General features: G+C 74.6%; 15 protein-coding genes and 1 pseudogene. 10 read left to right on the forward strand and 6 right to left on the reverse strand.

Features of this window, described 5'->3' with window-relative positions; all coding sequences use genetic code 11:
• Positions 1–114: 114 nt before the first annotated feature.
• Both ACIRVF_RS27610 and ACIRVF_RS27615 read left to right on the forward strand, forming a co-directional pair.
• On the forward strand, positions 115–1,683 hold the full coding sequence (locus tag ACIRVF_RS27610; protein WP_402823240.1) for an alpha/beta hydrolase: 1,569 nt from the start codon (positions 115–117) through the stop codon (positions 1,681–1,683).
• Positions 1,684–1,839: 156 nt separating this feature from the next.
• The gene (locus tag ACIRVF_RS27615) at positions 1,840–2,478 is read left to right on the forward strand and encodes a disulfide bond formation protein DsbA (RefSeq protein WP_402823243.1); all 639 of its coding nucleotides are present in this window, start codon (positions 1,840–1,842) and stop codon (positions 2,476–2,478) included.
• Between the two features lie 90 nt (positions 2,479–2,568).
• Here ACIRVF_RS27615 and ACIRVF_RS27620 read toward each other — a convergent pair whose 3' ends face one another.
• Positions 2,569–3,153, reverse strand: coding sequence for a DUF1707 domain-containing protein (locus ACIRVF_RS27620; RefSeq protein ID WP_402823246.1), 585 nt, complete (start codon positions 3,151–3,153; stop codon positions 2,569–2,571).
• Positions 3,154–4,011: 858 nt separating this feature from the next.
• On the opposite strand from ACIRVF_RS27620, the gene ftsH reads away from it, so the two are divergent.
• The 6 genes and pseudogenes from ftsH to ACIRVF_RS27650 all read left to right on the forward strand — a co-directional run bounded on the left by ftsH (position 4,012) and on the right by ACIRVF_RS27650 (position 10,889).
• Complete coding sequence (gene ftsH, locus ACIRVF_RS27625; protein ID WP_402823249.1) at positions 4,012–6,111, forward strand: ATP-dependent zinc metalloprotease FtsH; 2,100 nt, start codon at positions 4,012–4,014, stop codon at positions 6,109–6,111.
• 119 nt (positions 6,112–6,230) lie between these two features.
• Positions 6,231–7,070, forward strand: coding sequence for an ammonia-dependent NAD(+) synthetase (gene nadE, locus ACIRVF_RS27630; protein WP_402823252.1), 840 nt, complete (start codon positions 6,231–6,233; stop codon positions 7,068–7,070).
• Positions 7,067–8,036: pseudogene (locus tag ACIRVF_RS27635) on the forward strand (ADP-ribosylglycohydrolase family protein). The gene nadE and the pseudogene ACIRVF_RS27635 overlap by 4 nt, the downstream one beginning before the upstream one ends.
• A gap of 203 nt (positions 8,037–8,239) precedes the next feature.
• Positions 8,240–8,722 (forward strand): SAM-dependent methyltransferase, encoded by a 483-nt coding sequence (locus ACIRVF_RS27640; protein WP_402823255.1) that lies wholly within the window; start codon positions 8,240–8,242, stop codon positions 8,720–8,722.
• On the forward strand, positions 8,719–9,486 hold the full coding sequence (locus ACIRVF_RS27645; RefSeq protein ID WP_402823258.1) for an SDR family NAD(P)-dependent oxidoreductase: 768 nt from the start codon (positions 8,719–8,721) through the stop codon (positions 9,484–9,486). Before ACIRVF_RS27640 ends, ACIRVF_RS27645 begins: the two co-directional genes overlap by 4 nt.
• Before the next feature lie 38 nt (positions 9,487–9,524).
• On the forward strand, positions 9,525–10,889 hold the full coding sequence (locus tag ACIRVF_RS27650; protein WP_402823261.1) for a glycosyltransferase: 1,365 nt from the start codon (positions 9,525–9,527) through the stop codon (positions 10,887–10,889).
• Positions 10,890–10,977: 88 nt separating this feature from the next.
• On the opposite strand, the gene ACIRVF_RS27655 is transcribed toward ACIRVF_RS27650, so the two are convergent.
• The 3 genes from ACIRVF_RS27655 to ACIRVF_RS27665 all read right to left on the reverse strand — a co-directional run bounded on the left by ACIRVF_RS27655 (position 10,978) and on the right by ACIRVF_RS27665 (position 14,840).
• Positions 10,978–11,718 carry a hypothetical protein gene (locus tag ACIRVF_RS27655; protein ID WP_402823264.1) on the reverse strand — a complete coding sequence of 247 codons (741 nt, stop codon included), beginning with the start codon at positions 11,716–11,718 and terminating at the stop codon, positions 10,978–10,980.
• A gap of 861 nt (positions 11,719–12,579) precedes the next feature.
• Entirely contained in the window at positions 12,580–14,280 is a 1,701-nt protein-coding gene (locus ACIRVF_RS27660) for a DUF885 domain-containing protein (RefSeq protein WP_402823266.1), read from the reverse strand.
• Positions 14,281–14,420: 140 nt separating this feature from the next.
• Complete coding sequence (locus ACIRVF_RS27665; protein WP_402823269.1) at positions 14,421–14,840, reverse strand: DUF5997 family protein; 420 nt, start codon at positions 14,838–14,840, stop codon at positions 14,421–14,423.
• Positions 14,841–14,898: 58 nt separating this feature from the next.
• On the opposite strand from ACIRVF_RS27665, the gene ACIRVF_RS27670 reads away from it, so the two are divergent.
• Together ACIRVF_RS27670 and ACIRVF_RS27675 are read left to right on the forward strand one after the other, a co-directional pair.
• A complete protein-coding gene (locus tag ACIRVF_RS27670) occupies positions 14,899–15,696 on the forward strand; it encodes a LysR family substrate-binding domain-containing protein (protein ID WP_402823272.1) in 798 nt (265 codons plus the stop codon).
• Positions 15,697–15,755: 59 nt separating this feature from the next.
• Entirely contained in the window at positions 15,756–16,337 is a 582-nt protein-coding gene (locus tag ACIRVF_RS27675) for a DUF421 domain-containing protein (protein ID WP_402823275.1), read from the forward strand.
• Positions 16,338–16,363: 26 nt separating this feature from the next.
• On the opposite strand, the gene ACIRVF_RS27680 is transcribed toward ACIRVF_RS27675, so the two are convergent.
• The gene (locus ACIRVF_RS27680) at positions 16,364–17,077 is read right to left on the reverse strand and encodes a rhomboid-like protein (protein WP_402823278.1); all 714 of its coding nucleotides are present in this window, start codon (positions 17,075–17,077) and stop codon (positions 16,364–16,366) included.
• A gap of 104 nt (positions 17,078–17,181) precedes the next feature.
• Complete coding sequence (locus ACIRVF_RS27685; RefSeq protein WP_402823281.1) at positions 17,182–18,531, reverse strand: cytochrome P450; 1,350 nt, start codon at positions 18,529–18,531, stop codon at positions 17,182–17,184.
• Between the last annotated feature and the right edge of the window lie 88 nt (positions 18,532–18,619).

Here is an 18,619-nt window from a genome sequence, read left to right on the forward strand (position 1 = left end):
CCGGGGCGCACGCCGTCCCGACGCACTGGGGCGCACGCCGTCCTGCCGCGCGCCGGTGGGCGCGGGAACCCAGTCCGGAAGCGCGTCCGGAAGACACGAGAGGTGGACCGCTCCATGCACACCGTCGTCCGCGGCGCCGGCGCTCTCGGCCTGACCGCGCTGCTGCTCGCCCCCGTGTCCGGCTGCCAGGGCGAGGGCCGCTCCGTGGCCGACCCAGCGCCGACCTCCGCGGCTCCCGGCGCGAGCCTCTCCGGCCTGGCCGGCCAGCCGCTGGACTGGCGTCCGTGCCCGGCCCCGAGCACCGCGCAGGGCGGGGGCACCGCGCCCGCGGGCGACTGGCAGTGCGCCACCCTCAAGGCCCCGCTGGACTACGCCAAGCCGGACGGCAAGACCATCGACCTCGCGCTGATCCGCAGCAAGGCCACGGACGAACAGCACCGGATCGGCTCGCTGTTCTTCAACTTCGGCGGCCCCGGCGCCTCCGGCGTGGCCACCCTGCCCGCCCTGGCCCCGGCCTACGCCTCCCTCAACACCCGCTACGACCTGGTGAGTTTCGACCCGCGCGGGGTCGGCAACAGCGCCGGGGTGAAGTGCCTGGACGACCCGGCGATGGACGCCAACGCGGCCGTCGACAGCACCCCGGAAACCCCGGCCGGGGTCAAGGCCCTGGACGACAGCAACGCCCAGTTCGCCTCCGCCTGCGAGCACAACTCCGGCCCGGTGCTGCCCTACGTGGACACCGAGAGCGCCGCGCGGGACCTCGACCTGATGCGGCAGGTGGTCGGCGACCGGAAGCTCTCCTACTTCGGCATCAGCTACGGCACCGAGCTCGGCGGCGTGTACGCGCACCTGTTCCCGCAGGAGGTCGGCCGGATGGTCCTGGACTCGGTGGTCGACCCGACCAAGGACCCGGAGCAGAGCGCACTTGGCCAGGCCCAGGGCTTCCAACTGGCCCTCGAAGACTTCATGAAGGCCTGCGCCGCTCAGGACCCCACCTGCCCAACCGGCTCCGGCGGCGCCGCGGGCACGGCGAAGATCACCGACCTGCTGCAGAAGCTCTCGCAGTCGCCGCTGCCCACCAGCAGCGGCCGCAAGCTCACCGAGAGCCTGGCCATCACCGGCATCGCCAGCGGCCTGTACAGCCAGCAGACCTGGCCCGCGCTGGCCTCCGGTCTCACCCAGGCGATGCAGCAGGGCACCGGTGACACCCTGCTCCAGCTGGCCGACTCGCTGCTCGGCCGTGACCCGCAGGGGCACTACAACAACCTGAACGCGGCCAACCGGGCGATCAGTTGCGTGGACGCCCGGCAACGGTACTCCGACCAGGACGTCGAGCAGCAGCTGCCGCAGTTCCGCAACGCCTCCCCGGTGTTCGGCGCCTTCACCGCCTGGGGTCTGACCGGCTGCACCGGCTGGCCCGTCCCGGGCAGGACCGACCACCCGGACGTCTCCGCCGCGGGCGCTGCCCCGATCCTGGTGGTCGGCACCACGGGGGACCCGGCGACCCCGGTCGAGGGCGCCCACGAGATGGCGCAGCAGCTGGGAGCGGGCGTGGGCATCACCGTCACCCTGAACGGCGAGGGCCACGGCGGATACAACACCGGCAACCCGTGCCTGAAGAAGACCGTGGACGCCTACCTGCTGGACGGTACGGTGCCTGCCGACGGGACCACCTGCAGCTGACCCGGGCCACCTGCAGCTGGGACGTGACCACTTGCAGCCGAGGCGGAACCACCTGCAGCCGAGACGGGACCACGTGCAGCCGAGGCCGCCCGAATCCAGAAGTGGCCCAGGGTCGATGGCAATAATTGGCCCTGGAGAGCGGTCCAATCGCGCCCTATGATCATCGACGTGAACACGCGAGCGAACGAGAACACCACCAAGGTCGACTTCTACTTCGACCCCGTCTGCCCCTTCGCCTGGATCACCTCCCGGTGGATCCTGGAGGTCGAGAAGCAGCGCGAGCTGGACCTGAACTTCCGGGTGATGAGCCTGTCCGTCCTCAACGAGGGCCGCACCGATCTGCCGGAGCGCTACCAGCGCCTGATGACCACCGGCTGGGGCCCTGTCCGGGTCTGCATCGCCGCCGCCGAGCAGCACGGCGAGCACGTGCTGCGCGACCTGTACACCGAGCTCGGCACCCGCCTGCACGACCAGGACCGGGAGGCCGACGACGCCGTCATCCGCGAGGCACTGGTGGCGGCCGGACTGCCCGAGGAACTGGCCGAGGCGGCCAGCAGCACGGCGTACGACATCGCGCTGCGCAAGAGCCACCACGAGGGCATGGACCCGGTCGGCGAGGAGGTCGGCACCCCGACCATCCACGTGGACGGCGTCGCCTTCTTCGGCCCGGTGCTGAGCGCGATCCCGCGCGGCGAGGACGCGCTGCGGGTCTTCGAGGGCGTGCGGCTGCTGGCCGGTTACCCGAAGTTCTTCGAGCTCAAGCGGACCCGGACGGGGTCGCTCGACTTCTCGTGACGCCCGTCCGGCACGCCGGGGCTGCCGACGCCCGTCCGGCGCGCTGGGCCCCGGCTGACGCCCGCCCCCCGGTGTCCTTGGCCCGTCCGGTCAGCGGCGGCGCTGCTTGATCTTGATCAGCCCCGACCGGGGATGGCCGACGACGGTCACGGTCGGGGCCCCGGGCTCGGCGGCCGCGGAAGCCTTGTTGACGATGTGGCCGGTGTTGGTGCTCGACCCGTCCACCCGCACGCCCCACCCGGCCGGCACCAGCAGGCGGATGTGACCCGCACCGCACGCCGCCTCGACGGTGACCTCGCGGTGCGGGCAGACCGCCTCGGTGAAGTCGATCTCGATGTGCATCATGCGGCACTCGGCGACGATCCGGGACGGCACCGTCCACCGTCCGCTCTGCCGGATGTTGCCAAGCTTGGGCTTGAGGACAAGGACGTCGCCGGACTCCGCCCCGGCGTCCGGGCGGCCGCCCAGATCCGCCACCAGGACGTCGAGTTCGCCGTAGGTCCTGGCTGCGTAGGCACGGTCGAGCCGTTCCTCCAGCTCCCCGAGATCGATCCGGCCCTCGCCCGCCGCGATCCGCAGCCGCTCCGCCACCGCCTCCCGGTCGGCGTCCCCGGCGCGGGGTTCCACTCGGGGCTGGGGGGTCGTCGGTATCGGCAGTCGGTCCGCATCGCTCATGGGAGGACTGTAGTAGACGGCTCGGGCAGGGCCGTAGGCGGTCGACGGAGGCTCAGCTTCCGGTCCGGCGCAGGTTATTGAGGGCCACGACGAGCGGCCAGGCGAGCGGGACCGGCAGGATCCCGGCGGCCACCGCGACGGCCGGGTGGCCGGCCAGGTGGTCGGCAGGGCGGCTCCGACGAGGGCGACGGCCGCGGTGAGGGCACGCCGAGGCCCAGCCTGAGGCGGATCGGGTGCGGCGTGCCCAGCGCGCGTCGGCGGCCGGGCTCGCCCCCTGCGACAGGTCTGCGACGCGGGGTCGACGGTCCGCCGCCACCGCCCGCCACTCACGTCGGGGGCAGGCGGTCGGGGCGGGCTGGCCGGGGGGCCGGCTCCTGCTGGTCGAACTGAGCGACTTCGTCGGCGGGCTCTTCGCCTTCTGCCTGCTCTGCGACGCTCCGCTGTGGACCGCCGCCCCCGCGCGGGCCGTACCGGTGAGCGGCGGTCCGCGGGCGGCGCTGTGGTCGCCGCCCGGACTGCCGGGCCAGGGGGACGCGCCGGACACGCCGCTGGTGCCGATGGCGGGGGGCGCACTGCTCACGGGCGCGGACGGGCGCGATGACGTGGGGCGCGAGCGGCCGGGTGAACGGGTCAACCGGTGGTCCGCACCCGTGCGGAGCCCTTCGGCCGTACCGCCTTCCGGGTGGTCTCCCGCCGGTCGGGTAGCCCCAGGATGCGGCGGAAGCCGAGCGCGAGGACCGGGCCCCCGCGCCCAGCTGGTGTCCGCTCGCCCTGCCGTCCTGGCCCCGGGGGGTCGACCATGGAGAGGAAGGTCCGGAGCAGGGCCCGAGCGGCGCGCCCGAGAGGCGGTGAGCACGGATGACCGTACGAACGCGGCTGCACGCCCTCCGCCACCCCGCGACGCCGCCGGGTTCCGGCCCCGGCCGTGACCCCTGGGGCGAGCCGCGCCCCGGCCCTGGCCGGGGGCCCGACCCCGGCCGGGGTCCCGGCCCTGGTGGCACTCCGCCCAAGCCGCCCCCGTCCCCGCTGCGCCGCTGGCTGCTGCCCGTCGCGGTGCTGGTGACCCTGCTCCTCCTGGTCCTGTTCTCCAAATCACCCCCGACCGGCCCGCGCTACAGCTACACCGACTTCCTGAACCGGATCGACACCGGCCAGGTGCAGACCGTGGACGTCACCGACACCGGCGGCGTCTCCGGCACGCTCAAGGACGGCACCCACTTCACCAGCCAGATCCCGACCGCCCTGGACACCTCCCAGCTCAGCCGTGCGCTGTCCGACCAGCACGTGAACGTCACCGGCAGCCGCCGCGCCGGCGGCAGCTCGATCTGGTCCACGCTGCTGCTGTTCCTGCCGCTGCTGATCTTCGGCGGGCTGTTCCTCTGGTCGGGCCGGATGGCCGCCCGCTCGCTCGGCGGCGGGCTGAGCGCGATCGGCCGTTCCCGGGCGAAGATCATCGAGGCCGAGCGGCCCGCCACCGGGTTCGCCGACGTGGCCGGGTACGAGGGAGTGAAACAGGAGGTCAGCGAGGTGGTCGACTTCCTGCGCAGCCCCGAGCGCTACGCCGCCGCCGGGGCCAAGGGGCCGCGCGGGGTGATCATGGTCGGCCCGCCGGGCACCGGCAAGACGCTGCTCGCCCGGGCCGTCGCCGGGGAGGCCTCGGTGCCGTTCCTCTCCGTGACGGGCTCCGGCTTCGTCGAGATGTTCGTCGGCGTCGGTGCCTCGCGGGTCCGCGACCTGTTCGAGGAGGCCCGCAAGCGCGCGCCGTCGATCATCTTCATCGACGAGATCGACGCCGTCGGCGGCCGTCGCGCCGGCGGCACCCGGATCGGCGGCAACGACGAGCGCGAGCAGACCCTCAACCAGCTGCTCTCCGAGATGGACGGCTTCGACCAGAGCACCGGCATCGTCGTCATCGCCGCCACCAACCGGCCGGACGCCCTCGACCCGGCACTGCTGCGGCCCGGCCGCTTCGACCGGCAGGTCACCGTGCCGCTGCCCAACCAGGCCGAACGGGCGGCCATCCTCTCCGTGCACGCGCGCGGCAAGACCCTCGCCCCCGACACCGACCTGGACCGGATCGCCCGCGGCACCCCCGGCTTCTCCGGGGCCGACCTCGCCAACCTGGTCAACGAGGCCGCCATCAACGCCGTGCGCGCCGAACGGGCCACCATCACCGCCGCCGACCTCGACGAGGCCCGGGACCGGGTGCTGCTCGGACGCCGGGAGTCCTCCAATGCGCTGCTGCCCGAGGAGCGGCACGCCGTCGCCGTGCACGAGTCCGGGCACGCCCTGATGGCCGCGCTGTGCGAGCACGCCGACCCGGTCGCCAAGGTGACCATCCTCCCGGCCGGGGTCGCCCTCGGCGCCACCGAGCAACTCCCCGAGGCCGAACGGCACCTGTACAGCGAGAGCTATCTGACCGACCTGCTCACCGTCCAGCTCGGCGGACGCGCCGCCGAACTGGTCGTCTTCGGAGAGGGATCCACCGGCGCCGCCAACGACCTCGCCAACGCCACCTCGGTCGCCACCCGGATGGTCCGCGAGTTCGGCCTCTCCCCGGACCTCGGACCGGTCGGCTACTCCAGCGGCTCCCCGCAGTACCTCGGCGACCACCCGGACGACCTGCTGCGCCGCCCCTACTCCGAGCAGACCCAGCGCGCGGTGGACGAGGCGGTGGCCGCCCTGCTGCGCGGGGCCGAGCGCCGGGCCGTGCGGCTGCTGCACGAACACCGGTACCACCTGGACGAGTTGGCGGCTCTGCTGGTCGCCCAGGAGACCGTGGACGGCCGTGTGGTGCTCGACATCCTCGGGCACCCGGCGCCGGAGGCGGGCCGGGTCCTGGGCACGGAGCCCGACGGAGGTCGGGCCGCGGGGCCGGACACCGGTCGGGCCGCGGAGCCGGACGCGGGTCGGGCCGCGGGTCCGGGCGCGGAGCCGGACCCGGGGGCGGCGGGCTGAGGCCCGGGGGCGGCGGACCGGGACCCGGCGGACCCGGGGCCCGGCGGACCCGGGGCCGCCGACGGCCCGGCCGCGGCCCGGGTGGATGATGTCGTGGTACCGACTTGAAGGAGCCGACCATGACCGAGACCCTGCCCGCGGACGTCCAGCGCGAGATCGCCCTGGCCCTCGGGGTGGTGCCCGTCGCCGACCCCGCGAAGGAGGCCGAGCGCCGGGTGGCCTTCCTCGCCGACCAGTTGCGGGCCTCCGGCGCGCGCGCCCTGGTGCTGGGCATCAGCGGCGGGGTGGACTCGACCACCACCGGGCGGCTCTGCCAGCTCGCCGTCGAGCGGCTGCGCTCCGAGGGGTACCAGGCGTCCTTCACGGCGATGCGGCTGCCGTACGGCGTCCAGGCGGACGAGGCGGACGCCCAGCGCGCGCTCGACTTCATCCGGGCCGACGAGGTGCTCACCGTCGACATCAAGCCCGCCACCGACGCGGCCTTCGACGCCCTGCTGACGGCCGGCGTCACCTTCCGTGACCACGCCCACGAGGACTTCGTGCGCGGCAACGTCAAGGCCCGCCAGCGGATGGTCGTCCAGTACGCGGCCGCGGGCGCCGTCGGCGGCCTGGTCGTCGGTACCGACCACGCGGCCGAGGCGGCCGTCGGCTTCTTCACCAAGTTCGGCGACGGCGCGGCCGACGTGATGCCGCTCTCCGGCCTGACGAAGCGTCAGGTCCGTTCGGTGGCCGCCCACTTGGGGGCTCCCGCCGAGCTGGTCGGCAAGGTTCCCACGGCCGACCTGGAGAACCTGGCCCCCGGCAAGCCCGACGAGGACGCGCTCGGCGTCGAGTACGAGGCCCTGGACGACTTCCTGGAGGGCCGCGAGGTCAGCGAGCAGGTCTTCGACACCGTCGTCGGCCACTACCGCCGCACCGAGCACAAGCGAGGCCTGCCCATCACCCCGGGCCAGGGGTGACCGACCCGACCGAACGGGACGGCCGCGCGGCCGGTGCCGTACTCGGAGCAGCCGTGGGCGACGCCCTCGGCGCCCCCTGCGAGTTCGGCCCGGCCGGCGGCCTCTCCGCCCGCTTCCCCGCGGGGAGCGCCGAGTTGGTCGCCGGTGGGGGCTGGGAGCCCGGTGAGGCCACCGATGACACCCAGAGGCCGTCCTGGTAGCCGAATCCCTCATCGAGCGCGGCGAGTTGGACCTCCCGGACATCTTCGACCGGTTCCGCCGCTGGGCCGCCGCCGAGCCCAAGGACATCGGGATCCAGACCGAGTCCGTCCTCACCAGCGGCGACCCCTGGGATCTCGCCGCCGCCATCCACTTCAGCGGCACCCTGCGCGCCGCGGGCAACGGCTCGCTGATGCGCGCCGCCACCTCGGCCGTCGCCTTCGCGCGCGCCGGACGGCAGGCGACCATGGACGCCGCCCGTCGGATCGCCGCGCTCACCCACGGGGACCGGGCCGCCTGGGAGGGACCGCGATCTTCCACGAGCTGGTCCGGCTGGCCCTCGTCGGCACCGACCCGCTCGCCGAACTCCCCGCCGTGCCGGCCGCCGTCCACCCGGACCACCGCGAGCGCTACGCCACCGTGCTCGCCCCCGACTGGCACCCCGACCGCGCCACCGAGGCCAACGGCGCCGTCCGGCCCTGCCTGGGCTCGGCGGTCTGGGCCCTGTGCACCACCGACGGATTCGAGCAGGCGCTGTGCGCCGCCGTCGACCTCGGTGGGGACACCGACACCGTGGCCGCCGTCACCGGCGGCCTGGCCGGTGCCCGCTACGGCCTGGCGGCCATCCCGCCGCGCTGGACCGGGCCGCTGCACGTACCGCTGCCGGGGTTCGGCGGCCGGGTCCTGCGGTGGCCGAACTGCGCCGGATCGCCCGGGAGTTGGCGTCCTGAAGCAGGCCGTGGCGCGCTCGGCGGCCCGCCGCCCTGAGGAACAGCCCCAGCGGCAGAGGAACAGTCCCAGCGGCAGCAGCGGGCGCGAGGTCGGCGCACCGGGGGTCGCGCACCGTCGGCGCCGGTACGGCGTGGACTCGACCGTGGTGTCCGTCACCCGGCCCGCCCCCCCTTGATCGCCCGCGCGTTCGGGTCGCTACCGTACCGAGCGAACGGTTCGAGTTCGAAGGGGGAAGCTCCATGGGCGAAGTGACGGTGCGTCCGGTGGCCCGGGTGGTCGGGGGACGCGAGGAGGTGCGTGACGACGGCTGGGGGAGCGTCGCGGCGGTGATCCGGTTGGACGGCGGGCAGTTCACCGAGGAGGCGCTGTACGGGCTGGCCGGCTTCTCGCACCTGGAGGTGGTGTACCACTTCGACCGCGTCCCGGAGGAGAAGGTCGAGAGCGGCGCCCGGCACCCGCGCGGCAACACCGACTGGCCGCTGGTGGGCATCTTCGCCCAGCGCGGCAAGAACCGCCCCAACCGGATCGGGGTCTCGCGCTGCGAACTGGTACGGGTGGACGGGCTGGACCTGCACGTCACCGGGCTGGACGCGGTGGCGGGCACGCCGGTGCTGGACATCAAGCCGTACCTGGCCGAGTTCGGGCCGCGCGGCGAGGTCCGCCAGCCCGCGTGGTCGACCGAGCTGATGCGCTCCTACTACGAGGACGGGGCCGAGCGGTGACGCGCGAGCGGCTCGCGGTGGTGTCCGGCGGGGGCACCGGGATCGGGCGGGCGATCGCGGCGCGGCTGGCCGGGGACGGTTACCGGGTGGCGGTCCTCGGGCGCCGCGCCGTGGTGCTGGAGGAGGCCCGGGCGGAGATCGAGCGGGACGCCGGGCCGGGGGCGGTCGTGCCGGTGGCGGGGGACCTGACCGACCCGGCGGCGGTCGAGCAGGTGGCGGCCCGGGTCGGTGAACTCGGGCCGGTGGACGTGCTGGTGAACAACGCGGGTGCCATCGTCACCCCGCCCGAGGACGGCAGTCTGGCCGCCCTGGCTGCCTCCTGGCGGCGGGACCTGGACACCAACCTGCTCACCGCCGTACTGCTGACCACCGCGCTCCAGGGCGCGCTGCGCCGTCCGGGCGGCCGACTGGTAATGATCAGTTCGGCGGCCGCCCAGCGTGGTGGCGCGGGGCCGCACTCGGCGGGTTCGTACGCGGCGGCGAAGGCGGCCCTGCACGGCTGGGCGTTCGGCCTGGCCCGGCAGTTGGGGCCGGACGGGATCACGGTGAACGTGCTGGCGCCCGGCTACGTGGTGGACACCGAGATCTTCGGGGCGGACCGGAACGAGGAGTTCCACGCCCGGAAGGTCGCCGACACCCTGGTCGGCCGGGCCGGCACCCCCGCCGATGTGGCCGAGGCGGTGGCCTACATCGCCTCCCCGGCGGCCGGCTACCTCACCGGGCAGGTGATCGGTCTGAACGGCGGTGCGGTCTTGGGCAGATGAGCCGTTCATCGGTTGTCCCCCGCCCACGCCCAGGGTGAGTGCCGGCAAGAAGCAGAACGCACCGGGCCCGAACACAGGAGTCTCCGCTGTCCAGGATCATCACCACCGCCCTGCCCGCGCACGGGCACGTCAGCCCGCTGCTGGCGATCTCCGCCGACCTCGCCGCGCGCGGCCACGAGGTGGTCTTCCTCGGCGGTGCGCGCTTCGCGCCGGCCGCCGAACGGGCGGGAGTGCGCTTCGCCGCGCTGCCCGCCGAGGCCGACTGGGACGACCGCGACCTCGACGCGTCCTTCCCGGGGCGGGCGGACCTGCCGCCCGGGCCGGCCCGGATCGCCTTCGACGTGCAGCACGTCTTCCTCGACCCGATCCCGTACCAGTACCGGGCGCTGCTCGCGCTGTTGGAGGACTTCCCGGCCGACGCGGTGATCGCCGACGCCTTCGTCCAGGGCGCGCTGCCGCTGGCGCTGAGCCGCCCGCGGGCGGAGCGCCCGGCGCTGATCGGGGTCGGGATCAGCCCGTCGATGCTGCCGAGTGTGGACACCGCGCCGTTCGGGCCCGGAGTGCCGCCGCTGCCGGGCGAGGAGGGCCGGGCCCGGATGCGGGAGCTGCGGGAGGAAGCGGACCGGCGCGGTGAGCCGCTGCAGCGGTACGCGGAGAAGGTGTTCGCGGGGGTGGGCGTCCGGCTGCCGGAGGGGCCGCGGGGGCGGGCCCAGGTGGCGGTTCCGGACGTGTTCCTGCAGCTGACCGTGCCGGGTTTCGAGTACCCGCGCAGCGACGCGCCCGCCTCGTACCGGCTGATCGGCGCGCTGCCCGGCAACGTCGACGAGGACCGGCCGCTGCCCGAGTGGTGGGACGAGGTCACCGACGGCGGGCGTCCGGTCGTGGCGGTGACCCAGGGGACGCTGGCCAATGACGACCTGGGCGAGCTGGTGGCGCCGACGGTCGGCGCCCTGGCCGAGCGGGACGTGTTGGTGGTGGCCGCGACCGCCCGTCCGGACGGCCCGCGGGCGCTGGCCGAACTGCTCGGCGGCAGCCTGCCGGACAACGTCCGCGCCGCCGGGTACGTCCCGTTCGACCGCCTGCTGCCGCACACCGACGTGCTGGTGAGCAACGGCGGGTACGGCGGGGTGCAGGCCGCGCTGCGGTACGGGGTGCCGCTGGTGGTGGCCGGGGCGAGCGAGGACAAGCCGGAGGTGGCGGCCCGGGTGCAGTGGGCCGGCGTGGGGCTGGACCTGTGCACCGGCCGCCCGGCCCCCGAGGCGGTCGGCCGGGCGGTCGAGCGGGTGCTGGGCGACGGCCGGTTCCGCGAGCGGGCCCGTGCGCTGGGCGCGGAGTTCGCGGAGTACCGGCCGTTCGACACCATCGCCGAGCTGGTCGAATCGCTGGGACGAGGGGACGGCTGACCGGACGCGGCGGCGCCTGACCGGACGCAGCAGTACCCGACGGGCGCGGCACGAGCTGGGACGATTCGCCGCGGTCGGTCGGGGGGCGTCAGTCCCCGTCGGCGTCCGCCTCCGCGGTGGGCGCGGCGGTGGCGCCCTTGCTGATGCCGAGCTTCACCTCAGCCGTCGTCCAGTCGGTGGCGATCGCCTGCTGGGCGGCGGCCAGGGTGACCTGCCCCTTGCAGATCGCGGTGTGCAGGTGGGTCTCCACCGAGTCCTTGGGGTTGTTCGGGCCCTTGCCCGGGACGTGGCCGGGGGAGGGCGGCTGGATCCACAGGTTGCGCGGATCGTTGGGATCGCCGCCGAGCTGCAGGCTGATCAGGTGGTCGTACTCGGCGTCGCCCATCGGGCCGGTGTAGCCGTAGGACTTGGCGTTCTCGGCCTTCTCCTTGCCGGTGACGTTCGCCGGCGGGCGGATGGTCGAGGTGTAGCCGCCCGGCTTGCAGATGGTGTCGTTGACGTTGCCCTGGTTGACGGCCGGGCTGATCGCGCCCGGGGTGCAGTTGGGGTCGGGCAGTGGCTGCTTGTCCGCCGTGTAGCGGTAGTGGCAGCTGCCCGCCGCGGGCTGCGGCTGGGCGTCGTAGGAGCTCTTCGGGCCGGGCCCGGTCACGATCTTGGCCGGGGCGGGCTGGGCGGCGTCGCCCGCGGCCGCCGGGGCGGTGCCGTGGGCACCGTCCTTGGCGTGCGAGCCGTCCTTGGCGGTGTGGCCGCCGGACGAGCAGCCTGCGGCGGCTGCGGCGAGCAGGACGGCCGCGGCTATGGCGAGCGCGCCTCGGGCGGGAGCCGGCACGGAGTTCCTCCAGGTCGTTGCGGTGGTACGGGCGGCCGGCGGGGTGCCGGAGGCCGCGTCAGCGGACACTACCGTGTCGACGGGTCCGAACGGGTGACGCCCCGTCCGGCGCTGGAGGACCGTCACGGGCGCGCGGAATCGTTTCCGCACCCTGACGCCCCGACAGGTTCGCCGCCACCCCGGCGCGGCCGGCTCCCGATCTGTCCGAGCCGTGAAGGAATCGTGTTCGGGTCGGGTTCGAACGATCCATCTCCGGCGTTCGCGAACGGGCCGCGGTGTGACCTCGTCGCGGCGAAGTCGGGGCACGAACCACCGGGAGGGGAACCATGAAGGGCTCGACAGGCAAGATCCGTTGACTGGGTGCGCCGGCGGCGGCGGGGGCGCTGCCGGCGGCCGGGCCCGCGGCCGCGTCCGCCGGCCCCGGCCGCACCGGAGTCGACGGTTCGGCAAAGCGCCGCCCCGGACGCCTCGCACTCACCGACGGGAAGACTCCGCAGGCGGCGCTGCGCGCCTACGACACAGCCGCGAACACGGCCGTCCCCGGGGAGGCGGCCACCGACTTCGGCCTGCCGTCCGTCACCGACGCCTTCCTCGGTCAGGACGGGCACACCCGGTACCTGACCTCGGGCACGGGTGTCGACCCGGTGCTGAAGACCGTCCGGTTCCGAGCGCGTCGGGGGGGGGGGGGGGCCCCCCCCCCCCCCCCCCCACCCCCCCCCCCGGCCCCCGCCGGCGGGGGGCCCGCCCAGGTACCTTACCGGGGGCAGGGTTGTCGACCGGGTGCTGAAGCCGGCCGGGTGCCGCGCGCGGCGGGGCGGGGGGGGGCCCGCCCCACCGGCACCGACACCGGCGCCACGGCCGCTACCGGGCGGCCGCCATCCATTCCGTGACCACGTCGTCCAGCACCGCCAGCGGCAGGCTGCCGTGCCCGATCAGCTCGTGGTGGAACTCCCGGACGTCGAAGCGGGCGCCGAGCGCGTCCTGCGCCCGCTCGCGGTGCCGGACGAGTTCGCGTCGGCCGATCATGTACGCGGTGGCCTGGCCCGGCCAGGCGATGTAGCGGTCGATCTCGTTGCGGACGTTGGACTCCTGGGTCGCGGTGTTCTCCCGCAGGTAGGCCATCGCCCGCTCCCGGGACCAGCCGTAGTGGTGCATCCCGGTGTCCACCACCAGCCGTACCGCCCGCAGCGCGTCCATCGAGAGCATGCCGAAGCGGGACAGCTCCGAGCTGTACAGGCCCATCTCGTCCGCCAGCCGCTCGGTGTACAGGCCCCAGCCCTCGACGTGGGCGGTCAGCGCGGCCGTGGCCCGCTGCCGGAACCGCGGCAGGTGGTGCAGGGTCTGGGCGACCGCGATCTGGAAGTGGTGGCCGGGGATGCTCTCGTGGAAGGCGATCGCCTCGTACTCGTAGGTGAACCGCGTCTCCGGGTGCAGCGTGTTGATCCAGTGGGTGCCCGGCCGGCCGCCCGGGCCCGGCGGCTGGTAGTACGCCAGTGGCGCCGTCTCCGCCTCGATCGGGTCGATCTCCCGGGTCACGCAGTCGGCGATCGGGTACGTGCGGAACCAGTCGGCCGAGGCCCGGCGGGCCCGCTCCAGCGCGTCGTCGACCAGGGTGATCAGCTCGGCCGCGCTGCCGAAGCGCAGCGCGGGGTCCTCGCGCAGCGCGGTCAGCACGGCGTCCGGGGAGGCGATGCCCAGCACCTTGGCGCCCAGTTCGGCGAACTCCTCGCGCAGTGCCGCCACCGTCTCCAGGCCGATCCGGTGCACCTCCTCCGGGTCCAGCCCGGGCCTGGTGAAGCGGGCCACGGCATCGGCGTAGCCCTCGGTGCCGCCCGGCACGTGGCAGACCCCGGCCTCGGAGTCCGGACGGGCGGTCGGCGCCAGCCGCTGGGCCAGCCCCGCCCGGTAGCGGGCCATCGCCGGCCGGACGCCCTCGCGCACGATCGCCCGGGCCCGCTCGTACTCCGGGCGGCCCTGGAGCGGGCGCAGCAGCTGGTCGGCGGTCGGGTCGGCGGCCAGGTAGCCGTCCAACTGGGTCACGGCGGCGTCCACCCCGCTGCGCAGCGGCAGCCGGCCCTCGGCGGCGGCGTCCAGGCTGCGCTGCAGGACGGCGTCGAAGTAGCCGGGCAGTCCGGCCAGCCGCTCCAGGTAGGCGTCGGCGCCTTCCCGGTCGACGGCGGTCATGGCGAAGGCGGCGAAGGCCGTGTTGTGCGGGGCGACGATGGTCGCGGAGACGCTGAAGTCGTCCAGCCCGTGGGCGATCCGGCCGCTGTTGTTCTCGATCAGCCGGGCGAGCACCCGGTGGGTGAGGCGGTCCTCGCCGGCCAGTCCGTCCAGCGGGATCGCGGCCAGGCGTACGCCGAAGCCCCGGAGCACCTCGCGGTGGCGGAGCGCGGCCGCGCGTGACGGGTCGGGCACCTCGTGGGCGTGGCCCTCGGTGCCGCTGAGGGTGGCCTCGAAGGGGTCGTGGGCGTTCTCGGCCGCGAAGAACTCCTCGGCGAGGGCGGCGAGTTCGTCCTGGGCGGAGGGCACGGTCGGGCGGTCGCCCGGCTGGTCGGTCATTGGGCGATTATTCGGAGTCGGCGGCGGCGCGGTCAATACACGGCGGACGGAAACGAGTTCCGCCCGCTCGCCGTGAACGCGCCGCCGCCGAAACGGAATTCGACGTTCAGGATTCCGGACTCCGGACTCCCGGGGAGGGCTCAGCGCCCCTGGGACTCCTTGGCGGCCTTCTCGGCGGCCTCCTTCTCGTGCTTCGCCTTGATCCGGGCCTCCTCCTTGCGGACGTCGACCTGGTTGGCGCGCTCGTGCTGGAGCCACAGCGGGTTCTCGGCCTTGATCGCGTCGATCTCGGCGGTGGTGAGCGCCTCGGTCACGCCGCCGCGGGCCAGGCCCGAGATGGAGATGCCGAGCTTCGCGGCGACCACCGGGCGCGGGTGCGGGCCGTTCTTGCGCAGTTCCTGGAGCCACTGCGGCGGCGAGGCCTGCAGCGCGTTGAGCTCCTCGCGGGAGACCACGCCCTCCTGGAAGTCGGTCGGCGCCGCGGCGAGGTAGATCCCCAGCTTCTTGGCCGCCGTGGCCGGCTTCATGGTCTGGCTGGTCTTCTGCTTGAGCGATGTCATGGTGACAAGGGTAAGGGAGTGCGCGGGCGCTTCCGGTCACGGTCGGTAGCCTTGCCCTGTGACAGACATGCAGGTGAACCCGTCCTTCCGGCTCGCGTACGTCCCGGGCGTGACCCCCGGCAAATGGGCCCGGGTCTGGGTCGAGCGGCTCCCGGACGTCCCGCTCGACCTGGTCGCGGTGCCCTCCACCGAGGGCGAGCGGACGGTTCGCGAGGGCGGGGTGGACGCCGGACTGGTCCGGCTGCCGGTCGACAAGGACGTGCTCAGCGCGATCCCGCTGTACACCGAGACCACCGTCGTGGTCTTCCCCAAGGACCACTGGCTCGCCGCCGCCGAGGAGGTCGCCCTCGACGACCTCGCCGAGGAGGTGGTCTTCCACCCGCTGGACGACACCCTCGGCTTCACCGCCGACACCCTGCCCGGGCGCCCGGCGATCGCCCGCCCGGACACCACGGCGGACGCGGTCGAGCTGGTGGCGGCCAACGTCGGCGTGCTGCTCGTCCCGCAGTCGCTGGCCCGGCTGCACCACCGGCGGGACCTCACCTACCGGCCGGTGGCGGAGGGGCCGCAGTCGCAGGTGGCGCTGTCCTGGCCGCAGGAGCGGACCACGGACCTGGTGGAGGAGTTCATCGGGATCGTCCGTGGGCGCACGGTCAACAGCTCGCGCGGCCGCGGGGCCGGGCAGGCGGCCGAGGCGCAGCCGAAGGGCCGGCCGAAGAAGGCGGCGGCGCCGCGCAAGCCCCAGCAGCAGAAGGCGGGCGGCCAGAAGGCGGCCGGGCAGAAGGCGGCCCCGCAGAAGGGGCGGGGTGGTGGCCCGGCCGCGGCCCGGCGGGGCAAGCCGAAGCGGCGCTCGTAGGCGGACCCGGCAGGTAGCGTCGGCCCCGTTCCGGAAGTCGTGGTGGGAGGAGCGGGGCCGTGTGGCATGACCTGGTGGTCGTCCAGATTCCGATCGTGGAGAAGGTCCTCCGGACGGTCGCCGTCTACGTGCTGATCCTGGTGCTGTTCCGGCTGGCCGGGAAGCGCGGGCTGGCGGGGCTGAACACCTTCGACATGGTGGTGGTGTTCCTGCTCTCCAACGTGGTGCAGAACGCGATCATCGGCAACGACAACAGCCTGGTCGGAGGCGTGGTCGGCGCGGTCACCCTGGTGGTGGTGAACTCCCTCGTCACCCGCTGGCTGGCCCGTGACCCGCGTGCCGCCCGTCTCCTGGAGGGCGAGCCCACCACGGTGGTCCGCGACGGCAAGCTGGTGCCCGGAGCACTGCGCGAGCTGGCGCTGCGCCCGTCCGAGCTGGAGCACGCCGTGCGGCTGCAGAACGGCGACAACCTCAGCGACGTCTCCCGGGCGCGCCTGGAGCCGGACGGCCAGCTCCTGGTCACCCTCAAGGCGGCCGAACAGAGCGCCACCAAGGGCGATGTCGACGAGTTGCGGGAGCGCCTGGCGGCGATCGAGCACCTGCTGACCACCCTCGCCGCCGACCGCCGCCCCCCGCACTGACCCTCCGGGCGGCCCCGGCGGGGGACTCACCCGCCGGTGCCGGCGGGGGCGAGGGCGGTGGTGCGGCGGTGGGCGGTGGCGGCGGCGAGGGTGAAGCCGAGGGCGGCGGCGAGGAGGTGGCCGACGGTGGTGAACTCGGGGATGGGGCCGGGCCAGGCGTGGTCGCCGGCGAGGGGCCAGGCGAGGACGAAGGCGGCCCAGGGCAGGCGGGCCCAGCGGGGCAGGGCGAGCACGGCGAAGGCCAGGGCGGCCTGGGCACCGTAGCTGATGCCGTAGTCGGAGGCCTCCCGCACGTCGGCCGGGTACCAGCCCTGGTCGAGGGCGAGCAGGATCACGGGGGCGGTGATCAGGGTGGCGCCGACGTGCCCGGCCAGGAAGACCGCGGCGGCGCGGGGCGTGCCGTAGCGGCGTTCGGCCCAGGCGAGGCCGACGACGATGCCGAGGCCGAGGGTGATCAGGGTGCCGCCGAAGCCGGTGGAGGCGATGTCGGTGAGGGTGCCGTCGTACAGCAGGGCGCTGCCGACCAGGGCGCGGACCGGGTGGTCGTGCAGGTTGTCCAGGTTGGTGCTGATGTAGCCGCGCAGGTCGTCGGCCTGCGGACCGGACAGCCCGTACTCGACCCAGGCGTGTCCGAGCAGCAGCAGGAGGACGTAGACGAGCGTCAGCGGCGAGCGCCGCGGGTACGTGCGGAGGGCGTTCGGCAGCCCGGTGAGGAGCCCCAACGGGCTTCGAGGGTTCATGTGCTGATGGTGTCCCGGTCGAGCGGAGGGTCGGGTCGGCCCGGATGCGACCGCCCGTCCCGGGACAGTACCGAACGCCGGCGGCCGCCGGGTCGGTGCGTCCGTCAGCGGATGCGGCGGTTGAGCGTCGCGGTGAAGGAGCGGGGGGACAGCGAGGAGCTGCGGCGGGGGCGGATGGGGCGGCCGCGGGTGGGGGTGACGGTCCAGCGGGCGGCGATGGTGGCGAGGGCGAGGGCGGCCTCGGTGGTGCCGAAGGCGTCGCCGATGCAGCGGCGGGCGCCCAGGCCGAAGGGGGTGTAGATACCGGGGGCGGGGCGGGCGGTGGTGAGCCAGCGGTCGGGGTCGAAGCGGTCGGGGCAGGGGAAGAGATCGGCGCGGCGGTGCAGCAGGTAGGGGCTGTAGAGGACGGTGGCGCCGGCCGGGAGGCGGTGGCCGCCGAGTTCGGTGTCGGCGGTGACGGTGCGGCTGAGGATCCAGGCGGGCGGGTAGAGCCGGAGGGTCTCGCTGACGATCCTGGCGGTGAGCGGCAGCGAGGCCAGGTCCTCGTGGCGGGCGGGGCGGCCGTCGAGGACGGTGTCGAGTTCGGTGTGCAGGCGCTCGCGGACGGCGGGGTTGGCGGCGAGCAGGGTCCAGGCCCAGGAGAGGGTGGCGGCGCTGGTCTCCATGCCGGCCAGCAGGAAGGTGACCACCTGGTCGTGGATCTCGCCGTCGGACAGGCCCCGGCCGTCCTCGTCGCGGGCGCTGAGCAGCACGGAGAGCAGGTCCTGGTGGTCGGTGCCGGCCGCGCGGTAGTCGGCGATCAGGAGCCGGGTGATCTCGCGGAGGTCCCGCCGGGCGCGTTTGAAGCGGCGGTTGCCGGGGGTGGGGATCCGGTCGGCGCCGGGCAGCGGCAGCATCATCCGGCGGGCGACGCCGCGGGTGACCACGTCCATGGAGTCGTGGACGGGCAGGGTGCCGGCCCGCTCGTGCGCGGCGAACAGGCAGCGGGCGGTGACGGCCGTGCTGAGGCGGTACATCGCGGCGGGCACGTCGACCACGTCGCCGTCGCGCCAGCGGGCGGTGGTGCCGGCGATCTCCTCGGCCATCATGGTGGCGTAGCCGGGCAGCCGGTCGCGGTGGAACGCGGGCTGCAGCATGCGGCGTTGGCGCCGGTGGGCGGCGGCCGGGCAGGTGGCGAGGCCGTTGCCGAAGGCCTCGCGGGCCTTCTCGATGATGATGCCGCCCTTGTCGTAGGTGCGGTCCTCGGTGAGCAGCCGGCGCACCAGGTCGGGGTGGCAGGCGACGTACGCGTCGAGCGGGCCGAGCCGCAGCCGGACCAGGTCGCCGTGGGCGGCGAGACCGGCCACGAAGTCCAGCGGGCTGCGGATGAAGGCGGGGGCGTGACCGAGCAGGGGGAGCGCGCCGGGCGCGGTGACCGAGGTGTACTGGGCGGTCGGGTGGTACTGGGTGGTCACGGGCGTCACCTCTGGGATGGGCCGGTTGATCGGGCGATCGGGATCTTTCCCGGCGCCCGGCGGCGAAACGGTGTGTGACCGGCGGGTG

It is taken from the genome of Kitasatospora sp. NPDC101157, from assembly GCF_044768255.1.
GTDB lineage: Bacteria > Actinomycetota > Actinomycetes > Streptomycetales > Streptomycetaceae > Kitasatospora.

Coding starts and splice junctions, on each gene's coding strand:
- ACIRVF_RS27610 (WP_402823240.1), top strand. CDS start 115: ATGCACACCGTCGTCCGCGGCGCCGGCGCTCTCGGCCTGACCGCGCTG.
- ftsH (WP_402823249.1), top strand. CDS start 4,012: ATGACCGTACGAACGCGGCTGCACGCCCTCCGCCACCCCGCGACGCCG.
- ACIRVF_RS27680 (WP_402823278.1), bottom strand. CDS start 17,077: ATGAACCCTCGAAGCCCGTTGGGGCTCCTCACCGGGCTGCCGAACGCC.
- ACIRVF_RS27620 (WP_402823246.1), bottom strand. CDS start 3,153: ATGAGCGATGCGGACCGACTGCCGATACCGACGACCCCCCAGCCCCGA.
- ACIRVF_RS27665 (WP_402823269.1), bottom strand. CDS start 14,840: ATGACATCGCTCAAGCAGAAGACCAGCCAGACCATGAAGCCGGCCACG.
- ACIRVF_RS27660 (WP_402823266.1), bottom strand. CDS start 14,280: ATGACCGACCAGCCGGGCGACCGCCCGACCGTGCCCTCCGCCCAGGAC.
- ACIRVF_RS27615 (WP_402823243.1), top strand. CDS start 1,840: ATGATCATCGACGTGAACACGCGAGCGAACGAGAACACCACCAAGGTC.
- ACIRVF_RS27640 (WP_402823255.1), top strand. CDS start 8,240: ATGGGCGAAGTGACGGTGCGTCCGGTGGCCCGGGTGGTCGGGGGACGC.
- nadE (WP_402823252.1), top strand. CDS start 6,231: ATGACCGAGACCCTGCCCGCGGACGTCCAGCGCGAGATCGCCCTGGCC.